Annotated in this window: 15 protein-coding genes; 13 read left to right on the forward strand and 2 right to left on the reverse strand. The window is 42.0% G+C overall.

What is annotated here, in order from left to right; translation table 11 throughout:
• Positions 1-123 precede the first annotated feature (123 nt).
• From IRY55_RS06415 to IRY55_RS06430, 4 genes are all read left to right on the forward strand, one after another.
• Positions 124-1,671 carry a 4-hydroxyphenylacetate 3-hydroxylase family protein gene (locus IRY55_RS06415; protein WP_194562483.1) on the forward strand — a complete coding sequence of 516 codons (1,548 nt, stop codon included), beginning with the start codon at positions 124-126 and terminating at the stop codon, positions 1,669-1,671.
• 24 nt (positions 1,672-1,695) lie between these two features.
• Entirely contained in the window at positions 1,696-2,466 is a 771-nt protein-coding gene (locus IRY55_RS06420) for a dioxygenase family protein (protein ID WP_194562484.1), read from the forward strand.
• A 69-nt stretch (positions 2,467-2,535) separates the two neighbouring features.
• Entirely contained in the window at positions 2,536-3,087 is a 552-nt protein-coding gene (locus IRY55_RS06425; protein WP_194562485.1) for an adenylyltransferase/cytidyltransferase family protein, read from the forward strand.
• Between the two features lies 1 nt (position 3,088).
• The gene (locus IRY55_RS06430) at positions 3,089-3,553 is read left to right on the forward strand and encodes a flavin reductase family protein (protein WP_194562486.1); all 465 of its coding nucleotides are present in this window, start codon (positions 3,089-3,091) and stop codon (positions 3,551-3,553) included.
• A gap of 142 nt (positions 3,554-3,695) precedes the next feature.
• Here IRY55_RS06430 and IRY55_RS06435 read toward each other — a convergent pair whose 3' ends face one another.
• The gene (locus IRY55_RS06435; protein WP_194562487.1) at positions 3,696-4,805 is read right to left on the reverse strand and encodes a muconate cycloisomerase family protein; all 1,110 of its coding nucleotides are present in this window, start codon (positions 4,803-4,805) and stop codon (positions 3,696-3,698) included.
• Positions 4,806-4,825: 20 nt separating this feature from the next.
• Positions 4,826-6,427: an SLC13 family permease gene (locus IRY55_RS06440; RefSeq protein ID WP_194562488.1), complete on the reverse strand. Its 1,602-nt coding sequence runs from the start codon at positions 6,425-6,427 to the stop codon at positions 4,826-4,828.
• 373 nt (positions 6,428-6,800) lie between these two features.
• Here IRY55_RS06440 and IRY55_RS06445 point away from each other — a divergent pair, with 373 nt between their 5' ends.
• The 9 genes from IRY55_RS06445 to IRY55_RS06485 all read left to right on the forward strand — a co-directional run bounded on the left by IRY55_RS06445 (position 6,801) and on the right by IRY55_RS06485 (position 14,775).
• Positions 6,801-7,130: a DUF3870 domain-containing protein gene (locus IRY55_RS06445; protein WP_235961073.1), complete on the forward strand. Its 330-nt coding sequence runs from the start codon at positions 6,801-6,803 to the stop codon at positions 7,128-7,130.
• 134 nt (positions 7,131-7,264) lie between these two features.
• Complete coding sequence (locus IRY55_RS06450) at positions 7,265-7,738, forward strand: DUF3237 domain-containing protein (RefSeq protein ID WP_194562489.1); 474 nt, start codon at positions 7,265-7,267, stop codon at positions 7,736-7,738.
• Between the two features lie 12 nt (positions 7,739-7,750).
• A complete protein-coding gene (locus tag IRY55_RS06455) occupies positions 7,751-8,584 on the forward strand; it encodes an alpha/beta hydrolase (protein ID WP_194562490.1) in 834 nt (277 codons plus the stop codon).
• On the forward strand, positions 8,584-9,276 hold the full coding sequence (locus tag IRY55_RS06460; protein ID WP_194562491.1) for a CoA transferase subunit A: 693 nt from the start codon (positions 8,584-8,586) through the stop codon (positions 9,274-9,276). Before IRY55_RS06455 ends, IRY55_RS06460 begins: the two co-directional genes overlap by 1 nt.
• Positions 9,266-9,904: a 3-oxoacid CoA-transferase subunit B gene (locus tag IRY55_RS06465; protein ID WP_194562492.1), complete on the forward strand. Its 639-nt coding sequence runs from the start codon at positions 9,266-9,268 to the stop codon at positions 9,902-9,904. Before IRY55_RS06460 ends, IRY55_RS06465 begins: the two co-directional genes overlap by 11 nt.
• 5 nt (positions 9,905-9,909) lie before the next feature.
• The gene (locus IRY55_RS06470; RefSeq protein WP_194562493.1) at positions 9,910-11,109 is read left to right on the forward strand and encodes an acetyl-CoA C-acyltransferase; all 1,200 of its coding nucleotides are present in this window, start codon (positions 9,910-9,912) and stop codon (positions 11,107-11,109) included.
• Positions 11,110-11,165: 56 nt separating this feature from the next.
• Positions 11,166-11,903: a cyclase family protein gene (locus tag IRY55_RS06475; protein WP_194562494.1), complete on the forward strand. Its 738-nt coding sequence runs from the start codon at positions 11,166-11,168 to the stop codon at positions 11,901-11,903.
• Between the two features lie 163 nt (positions 11,904-12,066).
• On the forward strand, positions 12,067-12,918 hold the full coding sequence (locus tag IRY55_RS06480; RefSeq protein ID WP_194562495.1) for a 3-hydroxybutyryl-CoA dehydrogenase: 852 nt from the start codon (positions 12,067-12,069) through the stop codon (positions 12,916-12,918).
• A gap of 132 nt (positions 12,919-13,050) precedes the next feature.
• Positions 13,051-14,775 carry an alkaline phosphatase gene (locus tag IRY55_RS06485; RefSeq protein ID WP_194562496.1) on the forward strand — a complete coding sequence of 575 codons (1,725 nt, stop codon included), beginning with the start codon at positions 13,051-13,053 and terminating at the stop codon, positions 14,773-14,775.

Consider the following 14,775-nt stretch of genomic DNA (forward strand, 5'->3'; position numbering starts at 1 on the left):
CCCTTTAAAAAGATGTAGTTTCTTACGAACAGTCTATACTTTTTTACAGTTCACAGAATTGTCAGTGAAATGTAACATAATAGACAAGTAAGCGATTACAAATCATTCGAAGGGGGTTTTTGTATGAGTCAAGATTCAAGGTTACCACTTACGGGAGCTGAGTATTTAGAAAGTTTGAAGGACGGTCGAGAGATTTGGTTGCATGGGAAGAAAGTAAAGGATGTTACAACGCATCCTGCTTTCCGAAATAGTGCTCGCTCGATTGCAAGACTGTACGATGCACTGCATGACCCAGAAACGAAAGATATTTTAACACGTCCGACAGACACAGGGAATGGAGGATATACGCAACGTTTCTTCCAACCGGATACTTCTCCGGAAGATTTGTTTAAAACGCGTGATGCGATTGCTGCATGGTCACGTCTCACATATGGCCAAATGGGTCGTTCACCTGATTATAAAGCTTCTTTCTTAGCGACACTCGGAGCGAATCCTGAATATTATGGGGAATATGCGGATAACGCCCGATACTGGTATAAAGAAGCACAAGAGAAAAACTGGTTCTTCAACCATGCGATTATTAACCCGCCAGTCGATCGCGACAAGCCAATCGACGAAGTGAAAGATATTTTCATTCATAAAGTAGGCGAGACAGATGAAGGAATTATTGTAAGCGGTGCCAAAATGGTTGCGACAGGTTCGGCATTAACGAATTATAACTTTATCGCCCATTACGGTGCACTTGCGATTCCGAGTCCAGAATTTGCGCTCGTATTCGTCGCAGATATGGCATCACCAGGGATTAAATTAATTAGTCGCCCATCTTATGAGTTGAACGCAGCGGTGACAGGAAGTCCATTTGATTTCCCATTAAGTAGCCGCTTCGATGAAAACGACACGGTCATCATCTTTGATAAAGTACTCATCCCGTGGCAAAACGTTCTTGTCAATGGCGATGTCGACAAAGCGAATAGCTTCTTCGCAGAAAGTGGTTTCTTAAACCGTTTCACATTCCACGGAGTTACACGTTTAGCAGTGAAGCTCGACTTCGTATCCGGTTTATTAATGAAAGCGTTACGTGGCAATGGAACGGATAAGTTCCGTGGCGTACAAGCGCAAATCGGAGAAGTGATCGCTTATCGTAACATGTTCTGGGCACTAAGTGATGCGATGGCATTAAATCCACAGCCGAGCGCGAATGGAACGGTCATTCCAAATATCGATTACGGTTTAGCGTACCGTGTGTTTATGTCGGACGGCTGGCCACGCATTAAAGATATTATTGAAACAGTCGTCGCTGGTAGCTTAATTGTACAGCCATCTAGCGTGAAAGATTTCCAAAATGAAGAGCTTCGTCCGTACATCGATCAGTTATATCGTGGATCGAATGGCATTGAAGCAGAAGAAAAAATTAAAGTCATTAAATTGTTATGGGATGTCATCGGTACTGAGTACGGCGGTCGACATGAATTGTACGAACGAAACTATTCAGGAAATAACGAAAACATCCGTATGGAAAACTTATTTATGGCACAAGAACGCGGCCAGGCGCAGTATTTTGAAGATTTCGCACAGCAATGTATGGATGATTACGACATGAACGGATGGGTGAACGATACGTGGATTAACCCAGATGATATGAACGTAACATTCAACATTGAAGAAAAATAAAATAAAATTTTAGGGGGAATTACAATGAGTCAAAAAAATGAACGTGTAGTAGAGGTATTCGGTTTATTCATTAAACACATTCAGGAGTTTTTAAAAGAAGCAAAATTAAATCATGAAGAGTACACGAACTTCGTAGATTGGGCAGATCGTCTCGGCCGTAAAGGCGAATTGCCACTTTTCGCAGACGTCTTTTTAGAAACACATGTATTGCGTGCAATGTACACGGACAAGCCAGGTACACAGCCTTCACTTTTAGGACCGTACTTCATCGAAGGATCACCGGAATTAACAGAGAAGGATGGAGATGCACTCATCTTAACGCAGCGTCCAGATGAAGCGGGAGAAAAAATGTACTTTAAAGGGAATGTCAGCAGCGTTAACGGTCAACCAATCGCAAATTGCCGTGTTGAAATGTGGCAAAACGATGCGTCAGGGAAGTACTCAGCATTCGATTCAGATGCGCCACGTTACAACTTCCGTGGACATTTCTACACGGATGAGAACGGTAATTTCGAAGTGCGTCATATCGTACCTTTACCATACTCGATTCCGACAGACGGACCGACTGGAGAATTTTTAGAATATACGGATCAACATCCGATGCGTCCAGCTCACTTACACTTCATGTTTGAAGCGGATGGACATGAAACACTTATTACGCAAGTATTCTTTGAAGGTGATGAATGGTTAGAAACAGACGTTGCGGACGGCGTACGTTTAGATTTAATGACGAAACTTGAAGAAAATAATGGACGTAAGGAAGCGAAGCTTGATTTCGTCATGCGTGAACAATAAATAATAGAAAAGGAGGCATTTGCGAGAATGCCTCTTCTTTTCCTATTTGAATGCAAGGAGGTGCGAAAGATGAAAGTATACGGAGAAAATGAACTCGATTTAGACGGTGCGATTGTGACGATCGGTGCTTTCGATGGTTTACATCGTGGCCACCAACAACTCATTCAAAAAGCGCAACAGCGAGCTGAACTTTGGGGAGTTCCGTTAGTCGTATACACATTCGATCCACCACCTAAAGTATTCTTTCAAAATAAACAATTGTTGACGCCACTTGAGGAAAAGTGTCAGTTTTTGAGAAATATGCAAGTAGACTATACCATTTTCGCGCGTTTTGATGAAAAATACGCAGCGCGTTCAGCCGAGAAATTCATTGAAGAACTGCAAAGACTTCGCCCGATGGAAGTTTGGGTCGGCGATGATTTCAAGTTCGGAAAAGATCAACGAGGAACAGCTCACATGCTTCGAGAACATTTTTGTACGCATGAATTTGAAGAGATTACATGTCGTGCTGGTTTACGTATCTCTTCTTCACGCATTCGAGAATTGTTAGAAAAAAACCAACAAGCTTTAGCGAACGATTTATTAAATCGGGAAGCGGTAGCGATGATAAGGGGGAAATAATATGGACGTACGAGAATTTAGAAATTGTATGGGACGCTTTGCGACAGGAGTAACGGTCGTAACGTGTAAAAAGGAAGACGGGTATCACGGATTCACAGCGAACTCTTTCACATCGGTGTCATTAAATCCACCTTTAATTTTAGTGTCAGTCGATAAAAAAACGAAGGCCGCTGAATATTTGCGTAATAACTCCTTTGCGGTCAATATTTTGCAGGAAGATCAACATGCGGTAGCGATGCATTTCGCAGGTCGCCCGAACGAAGATCAATTATTCGATTGGCATGAAAGTTTGCATACGGTAAAGCTAGACCGGGCATTGGCCCATATCGAATGTACACCATGGGCAGAATATGACGGTGGGGATCACGTGCTCTTTTTAGGAGAAGTACAAGATTTCACCTATACGACTGCGCCAGCATTGACGTATTATGCAGGACAATTTTCAAAGTTAGAACATGCTGAATAAACGAACACTCGCTTGAAACAAACATGGAAACGAAACGACCTTTTAATCCTTCAACTGTTCCGCTCTCAAACAGTTGGAGGATTTTTTTACGCAAAAAAATAGAGCGAGTCTTTGAAATGAACTCGCTCTTTTATACATTTTATTAACGTTTGTAGTGATTTAATTTTTCTTCATCGATTGTCATACCAAATCCAATGCCTTCTGGAATGTGTACTTGGAAGTCGCGGTATTCGATATCATTCGTTGTAAGTGTATCTTGGAATAATAATGGACCGAATAGCTCTGTCCCGAATTGTAGATCTGGCAATGTCGCATATACGTGTAATCCAATCGCTGATCCGAGAGAGGATTCGATCATCGTTCCGCCGTAAAGTTCAATGCCTGCTGCTCGTGCGATGCTTGCGACTTCTTTCGTTGCGAGTAAGCCACCTGCCTTACAAATTTTAAGGGCGATACTGCTTCCGGCGCGATGTTTCGCGATTTGGAAAATTTCATGAGCATCATTCGCTCCTTCATCCGCCATAATGGAAACGTGGAAACGCTCCGTCAATCGTTGCATTCCTTCGAAATCCCATTTTGGTAACGGCTGTTCAATCATGGAAACACCGCCCTCTTGTAGCGCTTCAATCGCATAATAGGCTGTACGTTCATCCCATGCTTGATTAACATCGACAGTGAGACGTGCTTGATCTCCAACCGCTTCTTTAATCTTTAATACATGTTCGACGTTTTTCATCGCATCTCCAACACCGATTTTTAACTTGAAAATATTGTGGCGTTTTTGATGAAGCAGTTCTTTCGCTTCTTCGATGTCTCGTCCTGTATCTCCACTCGCTAAAGTCCAAGCGATTGGCAAAGCGTCATGAATTTTCCCACCGAGTAAATCATAGGCAGGTAACTGTCGTTGTTTCGCGGCTAAATCGATTAAAGCGCCTTCAATGAGTGCTTTGGCGAACGTGTTGCCTGATACGAACTTTGAAACATCATGCATAATGCGGTTGAACTGTTTCGGGTCTTTTCCGATTAAATGAGGGACGATATATACTTCGGCATTCGCTTTAATCGCTTCTGGTGTCGATTCACCATAAGAAGCCCCTCCAATCGTTGCGACTTCTGACCAACCGACAAGCCCTTCTTTGTCACGTACTTGTGCAACAACGATCGTTTGCATCGTAATCGTATGCATCGATAATTGATGCGGACGAATCGTCGGCAAATCGACGATCTCAATTTGAACAGATTGAATGTTCATAAAAAATCATCCTTTCTATATTAAAAAATAATAGGGAACCATAAGTAAACGAATCCGATAATTAAAATAAAAGTAAAGATGGTTAACCATGCTCCTTTGAAGAGCATATCGTTAAAAGTAATTTTTCCAGTGGCAAAGATAATGGCATTGGAAGGTGTACTGATTGGCATCATATAAGCAAATCCTGTTCCTAAAGCTGTCGCTGCCATAATCGGTAAAGGATCCACTGAAATAGCAATCGCTAATGTTGCAGCGATAGGGATTAAAATTGTAGCGGTTGCAGTATTAGGTGTCACTTGAGTCATTAATATTCCAATCAATGTTGTGACCGCTAAAATAATAAAATATGAAGTACCTTCTAAAGCTAATAATTGGTCACCTGCCCATGTCGCTAAATCTGTTTTATTGAATCCAGTAGCAATCGCGAGACCTCCGCCTACGAGTAGGAGAACATCCCAAGGCATTTTCTTAATTGAACTACCATCGAGTAGTCTTCCATTATCTCCGCGTTTTGTAGGAATCATATATAAGATGACTGCTCCCACTAAAGCAATCGTTGTATCCGTCATACTCGGGACATATTTCACCCAAATAAATGTGCGAGTTAACCAGAAAAATGCAGTGAGAGAGAAAATAAGGAATACCATTTTTTCTTCATAACTCATCTTTCCAAGTTCTGCTTTCGTATCCCGTACAAAAATATGTCCACGTTCTAATTTTTTTGTTTTCATAGGATAGGCGAATTTTGTTAAATAAATCGCAGCGATAATCATTAAAATAACAATCATCGGAAAAGCGAAAAGGAACCATTTTGCAAAAGAAATATCGATTTCGAAAATTTCTTTTGTGAGTCCAGCTAATATTAAGTTAGAAGGCGTTCCGATTAAGGTTGCACTACCTCCAATCGTTGCACCGAACCCAATCGCAAAAATAATCGATTTAGTAAACTTAACTTCTTCTTCGTAAGAATAAACATTTTCTTCTTTCATCAGTTGTACTACTTTAGCGGCAATAGCTGTTCCGATAGGAATCATTAATAAAGCGGTTGCCGTATTTGAAACCCACATTGAAATAAATCCAGTAGCTAACATGAAACCGATGACTAGACCAGACATGCTCGTTCCAATTAACCCGATCACCGTAATCGCAATCCGTTCATGGAGTCTCCATCTTTCGAGTGCGAGGGCAATAGCGAATCCTCCTAGGAAGAGAAAGTTTAACGGATCTCCATAACTAGAAGCGGCTTCTTTCCCTGTGACGTTTGAGAGTAAAGGTAATAAAACAATCGGGAGTAAGGAAGTAATTCCGAGTGGCATCACTTCTAAAATCCACCAAGTAGCGACCAAAGTGATTGTAGCGAACACCCCTCGGCCATCATTACTTAATCCTTCAAGAGGTAAGCCAAACATAACGATGAAAAATAAAATAGGACCTAAAAATAACCCAATTAATTGTTTTTTATTATACGTTTTGAAGGGAGGGGGAGTTTGTTTTTCAGCATGTCCAGGAGTAGATGTGTTATTTTCTGGTATAGCATTTCTCATATCTTTCATTGTTAATAAAGAAATAGTCCGATGATGTCTCTCCCAAAGCCATCCATTTAATTTTTTAATATTTTCCATATAAAAACTCCTTTATATTTATTGATTTGTTTCTGAAAATAAAAACACGGCATTCTTTTTAGAGTGAAAATCATCTAAAAGAATGCCGTGTCATTTTAAAATCTAGAAAACAGGGGGATGTTTTCTTTTTAAAATAAGGCTCGTCGTTGTTCACTATCGGCTCACAAAGAGGGAAAATAATGACGGAACGACTTAATATATTGTGCGCATCAATATGTTAAATTAGTCAGAAAATTAAAAAACAGAAACATATATGAATTTTAGCAGAGTGAAAAAATAAAGTCAATGCACTTTGAAAGCGTTCACTTTATGTTGACAAAAAATTTAGAAGTTGATAAATTGAGAATAGATGTTATAACTTTTTTAATAATGATTGAGGTGGAGAACAATCGATACAGTATTAGTGACGGCTTATTCTAAAGCCCCTCAAGGTTCTGCAATGTATGAACGCTTTAAACATTCAGGTCTCGTGTTAGAGATTGAGAAAGAAACGCATCTCATTCGCAATGTCGAATTTACATTTGTGACGAAGCTTGCGCAACAGTACTTGGAGCAATTAGTAGTAGGAGCGAATTTCCATACGGATCTTGAGTTTTTAATCGAACGCATCCAACAACATTTTCTCGCACCTTCGCAACAATCGATTATCGTCGCATTAAAAAACGCTCATCAACGATTCGTTGATGAAGTGATAAAAAAATAAGAGCGCCTTTTTGCTAACAGGAGGTATGACCCTACCTCTATACCTTAGTAAATAACGGCATTAATCTCAGGTCTTTGTAGGCCTTTGATTAATGCCGTTTTTTGTTTTTTATCATACTTAAAGGAGAGAGTTCCATGCAATTATATGAAGCACCGACTTTACAATTTTTATGTAATATGACATTAGAAGTAGAAACTGAATTTCCGACGACAGGTAAGACATACAACGGAGCAGCTCGTCGCATTATTGGCGTAACAGGAGGCGTGTTAGAAGGGCCGGACTTTAAAGCAACTGTGCGTCCAGGAGGCTCAGACTGGATCGTCGTTCGTGAAGACGGCACGATCATTCAAGATGTGAAAATTGTGCTTGAAACAAATGATGGCGCAACGATCTTAATGACGTATCGCGGCATTCGGACAGGTCCGAAAGAAGTGTTAGAGCGACTTGGGCGAGGCGAACATGTGCCGAAAGAAGATTATTATTTCCGCCATGCGCCGATTTTTGAAACGGACAGTCCCAAATACGACTGGATGAATAAACATTTATTCGTCGCGACTGGTGAACGTTTACCGAGCGGCGTACAATATGCGATTTTCACAGTGAAATAAGGAGGAACCAATATGAATATATTATTACGAGACGGCGGTCATCTTCATTACGCGGTGTACGGAGAAGAGCATGAAACAAATGGCACAATCGTTATGATTCACGGTCTTACAGGTAACCGTCATCAACTAGCGAAATATCGCAAAGCATTTCAAACGCAGTATGAAGTGATTGCAATCGATTTACGAGGGCGTGGCGACAGTTCAGCGCAAACAGAAGATAGTGGCATTCCGACGCATGTAGACGATGTTTTAGAATTGCTGGACCAGCTTCAGTTAACGAATGTGACGTTGTTTGGCTATTCGATGGGAGCTTACATTTCTCAAGCAGTCGCAACGAAAACAGATCGTGTTCAACACGTCATTTTATTAGATGGTGGTGGACATGTCGATGAAGAAGGAAAAGCACTCGTTTACCCGTCGCTCGGTCGCATGAACAATCAGTACGACACGTGTGAGCCGTATGTGGAAGAAACGACGACGATTTATAAAAATTTAAAAGTCACAATCGATGAAGATGTATTAGAAGCGGTCCGTTACGAATGCCGACCGAAAGAAGGAGCATTCGGAAACGTCGCCAACCCTGAAAAAATAAAACAAGATTTTGATAGTTTTTACGACTACGATGTAGCGCATTATGTAGAAGCGAACGATAAACCGACGTACCTCATTACAGGGGAAGGTCCTCTCGGAGAACGACCACTTTTTACGAAAGACAATTATCGTATTTTTCAAGGGCAGTCGAATGTGACAGTGTTTGAAACGGATCAAAATCATTATGAATTAGCATTTAATAGACAACAAGAAATCATAGAACGACTTACGAATTTTTTAAAGGGGGAATTGTGATGCGAAATAAAGTGATTACGCCTGAAGAAGCGGCCGATATGATTCAATCGGGTCAAACGATGATGGTCGGCGGTTTCGGATTAATTGGAAGCCCGCTGACGATTTTAAAAGCATTGGAAAGTCGCGCAGTGGATGGACTAACCGTTATTAGTAATAACGTAGGGGAAGAAGGCAGAGGACTCGGTCGCATTTTACAACAAGGCAAAATTTCAAAAGCGATCGGTTCGTATTTTACGAGTAATCGTGAGGCGGTTCGGATGTATAACGAAGGAAAATTGCAGCTGCAACTCATCCCACAAGGAACGTTGGCAGAAGCACTTCGCGCAGGAGGAGCCGGAATCCCAGCGTTTTATACGAGCACGAGTGCTGGAACGAAACTCGCAGAAGGAAAAGAAGTGAAACAGTTCGGTGGGAAGACATATGTGTTACAGGAAGCTTTACATGCGGATGTCGCACTTATTAAAGCGCATCAAGCGGATGAACTAGGAAATTTAACGTATTACAAAACAGCACGTAACTTTAATCCGATGATGGCGACAGCAGGTCAAAAAGTAATTGTGGAAGTCGATGAAATTGTACCAGTCGGCGAATTAGATCCAGAAGCGATCGTAACACCGCACTTATATGTCGATTACCTCGTTTTGAGCAAAGCGACATTATTAGAAGGGGGGCAAGTACGTTATGAATCCTAAACAAATTATTGCGCAAAAAGTAGCGTCTCATATTGAACCATATGCGGTCATTAACCTCGGAATCGGTATCCCGACACTCGTGCCGAATTATTTGGAAGAGGGTGACTATTACTTCCATACGGAGAACGGTTTGCTTGGGGTGGCAGAGTTAGACGAAGCAAATGTCGATCCACAACTCGTCAATGCAGGTAAACTCCCTGTCGGTGAAGATATCGGTGCTTCGTATTTCCATAGTGCCGACTCGTTTGCCATGATTCGAGGCGGACATATCGATGTAGCGATACTCGGTGCTTTGCAAGTCGATTCGAAAGGACACATTGCAAACTGGGCGATTCCTGGAAAAGATATCGTCGGTGTCGGAGGAGCGATGGACTTACTAGAAGGAGCGAAACAAGTGATCGTTACGATGTTGCATACGTCAAAAGAAGGCGATCAAAAGTTATTGGATGAATGTACATTCCCCATTACGTCAGAACGAGTAGCGGATTTAATTATTACAGAACGCGCAACGTTCAAGTGGCAAGAGGATCATTATGAACTCATTGAAGTGTCAGAAGGTTATACATTACAACATATTGAACAATCTACCTCTTTACAATATACGATTTCACCATTAATAAAGGAGTGACGACGATGACAAGAGTAGCGATTGTAGATGCAGTACGTACACCGATTGGAAGATACGCAGGAGAATTAAGTTCGATTCGACCAGATGATTTAGGAGCGATCGTTATTCAAGCGTTGTTACAAAGAAATGAAGCGCTTGACCCGAGTACGATTGACGATGTCATTTTCGGAAATGCAAACGGTGCAGGGGAAGAAAATCGCAACGTGGCGCGAATGTCCGCTTTGCTGGCAGGATTGCCGATTGAAGTTGGTGGCACGACGTTGAATCGTTTATGTGGCTCAGGGTTAGATGCGGTGAACTTTGCGACGCGTACGATTTTAGCAGGAGAAGCGGATGTGATGATTGCCGGCGGTACGGAGAGTATGTCTCGCGCACCTTTTGTCATGGCGAAACCAGGCAGAGCATTCCCGCGAGGAGAAATGCAACTACAAGACACGACGATCGGTTGGCGTTTCGTCAATCCGAAAATGGAAGAAATGTACGGTGTTGACACGATGCCTCAAACGGCTGAAAATGTCGCGACAGATTATAATATTTCACGTGAACGACAAGATGAATTTTCGCTTCAATCGCAATTAAAAACGAAAGAAGCGCAACAGTCAGACCGCTTTGCGGATGAAATTGTTCCTGTATCGTATAAGACACGAAAAGGGGAAGAAGTAGTCGTTTCTGTCGATGAACATCCACGTCCCGATTCGACAATTGAAGGACTTCAAAAATTGCGTGCGCTTTTCCCGAACGGAACGATTACAGCGGGAAATGCTTCAGGTGTGAACGATGGAGCGAGCGCCTTATTATTAATGAGTGAAGAGCGAGCGAAAGAGCTCGGCCTCGACGTGCTCGGCTATTATACGATGTCTGCGACAGCAGGAGTGGAGCCGCGTGTGATGGGCATTGGACCGATCGCAGCGACAGAAAAATTGTTGCGACGTGCCAATCGAACAGTGGAAGAACTCGATTTAATCGAGTTGAATGAAGCATTTGCAGCGCAAGCACTCGCTTGTATCGATGGCTTACAACTTCCAGTAGATAAAGTGAATGTGAACGGTGGAGCAATCGCTCTCGGTCACCCGCTTGGCGCAAGTGGCGCACGCATTTTAACGACATTGCTTCATGAGATGAAGCGTCGTGACGCGAAGCTCGGCCTTGCAACGATGTGTATCGGAGTCGGGCAAGGGATTGCGACATTAGTCGAAAGAGATTGATGCGAAGATGAATCCTTTTTTGTATAATACTTAGTAATACAAAGGGGGAGTGTTTTATGGCAGAACGGTTAGCAGAAGCGATGAATTATTTGAAAAGTCGGAAATGGGTCGATTTAACACATACATTTGGTCCGGATAGTCCCCATTTTTCAGCTTTTCCCGACGCACAATTTGAAACATTATTTACACTCGATGACGGTTTTTTAGCGCAACGCTTTTCGATGGTTGGACAATATGGAACACATATCGACGCACCGATTCATTTCGTGCGAGATAGTCGCTATCTTCATGAATTAGAATTAAAAGAGCTCGTCTTACCACTCGTCGTCATTGACGTTTCAGAAGAAGTGAAACGAGAACCGACTTATACATTGACAGTCGATCGCATTTTGCAATTTGAACAACAATACGGAGAGATTGAACGTGACACATTTGTCGCATTGCGTACGGATTGGAGCAAACGTTGGCCAGATAAAGAACGATTTAACAATCAAAATGAAGCGGGCCAAAATCAGCTGCCTGGTTGGGGTATGGAAGCTTTACAGTTTTTATTTGAAACTCGTCACATTAGCGCGATCGGGCACGAAACATATGATACAGACTCCTCTGTTGAATACGCGAAGTATGGCACTTTAGCAGGAGAATATTACGTTTTAGAGCAAGATACGTATCAAGTCGAATTGATGAAAAACTTAGATCAATTACCTGCAAAAGGTGCATACATTTTCAACTTTGTAGCGAAACCTGAAAATGCTTCCGGATTCCCAGTGCGTTCAGTCGCGATATTACCGTAAAAGAAATCAGTCACTCATTTTGAAGTGGCTGATTTTTTCTTCTGGCGAAACGTTATTTTCCTCTCTTGCAAACCTCCTAAATAATGTTTAAACTAAAAGAGGTAGTATTTTTACATAAACGTTTACGCTTTTGTAAGCGGTTTCTAAAACGGGAGGGAATGGAATGGCTATTCAAAAAGTAATGGTTGTAGGAGCGGGACAGATGGGTTCTGGCATCGCTCAAGTATGTGCGCAAGCAGGATATGACGTATTGTTAAACGATATGAATGAAGATGCACTCAGTAAAGGGATGAGTCGCATTGAAGGATTGCTCGCACGTGCGGTTGAAAAAGAACGAATGACGGAAGAAGAGAAGCAAGCGACGACGGGGCGTCTGACAGCTTCATCTACTTTAAATGATGCGAAAGATTGTGACCTCGTCATCGAAGCAGTTGTAGAAAATATGGACGTGAAAACATCGGTCTTTAAACAGCTCGATGAGATTGCACCGAAACATGCGATTTTAGCATCGAATACATCATCATTACCGATTACAGACATTTGTGCAGCGACAAATCGTCCTGACCAAGTGATCGGCATGCACTTTATGAATCCAGTACCCGTCATGCAATTAGTAGAAGTGATTCGCGGGTTACAAACGAGCGATGACGTGTATCAACAAATTGCAGACATGTGCGTAAAATTAAATAAAACATCGGTAGAAGTAAATGACTTCCCTGGTTTCGTAGCGAACCGTATTTTAATGCCGATGATTAACGAAGCGGTATACACGGTATATGAAGGCGTTGCATCGGTAGAAGATGTCGACGCTGTTATGAAACTCGGAATGAACCATCCGATGGGACCGTTAACACTTGCTGACTTTATTGGACTCGATACATGCTTATCTATTATGGAAGTGTTACACGAAGGGTTAGGAGATAGCAAGTATCGTCCCTGCCCATTATTGCGCAAGTACGTGAGCGCAGGTTGGCTCGGACGTAAATCGGGTCGCGGCTTTTATCAATACGAATAAAGAAAAGAACCACCCTATAGTGGGTGGTTCTTTTTTGTCGCTTAAATTTTACAACGAGTTAACATTTTTCGAATAAAGCATCAACAATGTTTGAGTAGTATAACAATTGAACAAACTACTTGGAGGTGCATTATGCAGAAAAAATGGCTTGGCGTCATTAGTGCAATCGTACTCGTGGCGATAGTCGGCTTTTTTATGTTAAAAGATGCAGGGAAATCAGAAGCACAAGAAGAAGCGACAGAACAAAAAGAGAAATCTAAAAATTTAATCGTTTTAATCGGAGACGGTATGGGAATTCCGCAAGTGACATTATCTCGTATTTATGCGCAGCAATATTTAAATAAAGATCGTCTATTTATTGATGATTATTTAGTCGGTACGAACAGTACGAATGCGGATCGAAATACGGAAACAGGAGAGTCAGGAATTGTAACAGACTCTGCGGCCTCCGGTACAGCTTTCGCAACAGGCAATAAAACGTACAACGGAGCGATTGCTGTAACGAACGAAGAAGTGGCGCGTCCTGTCGCATCGATTTTAGAAGCGGCACAACATGCGAACAAGGCGACAGGTCTCATTTCAACAGCGCGTATTACACACGCAACGCCCGCTGTTTATATGAGTCATGTACGCAGTCGAAATAATGAAAACGCAATCGCTTCACAATACGCAACATCAGGCATCGATGTTTTACTCGGCGGTGGCGAACGTCATTTCGTAGCGACGGAAGAAGAAGCGATGTACGGTAAGACAAATCGCGAAGACGGTGTTAATTTAATGGAGACTTTTGAAAAAGAAGGATACGACGTTGTACGGACGAAAGATGATTTAATGAAGGCAGATGGCGAAAAATTAATCGGATTTTTCTCAAATACACATATACCTTATAACTTGGACCGCGATGAAGCAGTTCCAACTTTGAAAGAACAATTTGAAGCAGCGGTGAAAGTGTTAGAAAAAAATGATGAAGGTTTTGTCATTATGATTGAAGGTGGACGAATTGACCACGCAGGTCACGCGAACGACTTACACAGTGTCGTACAAGAAATGCTGGAGTTCGACGAAGTATTCCAGGCGGCGATCGAATATGCCAAAAAGCAAGGAGATACTTCAGTTATCGCAACGGCTGACCATGAGACGGGCGGATTAACAATTGGTAGCCAAAACATTTATGACGCATATTTAGATGTGTTTGAAAAAGTGACAGCATCATCTGAAACGATAGGTCCTGAGCTAGAAGAAGCTGAAACGGATGAACAACTGCGCGCCATCGTTAAAAAATACACATCTATCGATGACTTAGAAACAGATGAGATGGAAATTTTACGTGACGGTTTATTATGGGATCGCTCTGTTTCGAGTTACGGACGTGAAGGAGCGTTTAATGCCATCATTGCAAAGCGCGGTATTTTCGGATGGACAGGACACGGTCATACAGGAGTTGACGTCGGTGTGTACGGATACGGTCCAGCCGCTGAATTATTGAGAGGATTTAATGATAATACAGATTTCGCAAAAGCAGGAGCAGAAGCGCTCGGTTTAAATTTGGAAGAAGCGACAAAGCAATTACAAGAGCGCTATGCTTATCCGAAATTTATGGAAAACGATGAAGGAGTGCCACTTTTCCCAATGGAACCACTCGCTCAGTTTTTCGATTGGACATACGATGGAAAAATAGCGAAAAATAATGGGGTTGAAATCGCATTCCAAAATAATGAAGCGCAATGGAATGGAGAGAGTGTGCCAACGATTACGAGTCAAGAGCAATTATACGTACCATTTGAAGTCGTTCAAGCTTTGACAAAACAAGAGCTTGAGTGGGATTCATTATCTGAGCGCATCGTTTTACAACCTTGA

The sequence above is a fragment of the Savagea serpentis genome, from assembly GCF_015351395.1.
GTDB lineage: Bacteria > Bacillota > Bacilli > Bacillales_A > Planococcaceae > Savagea > Savagea serpentis.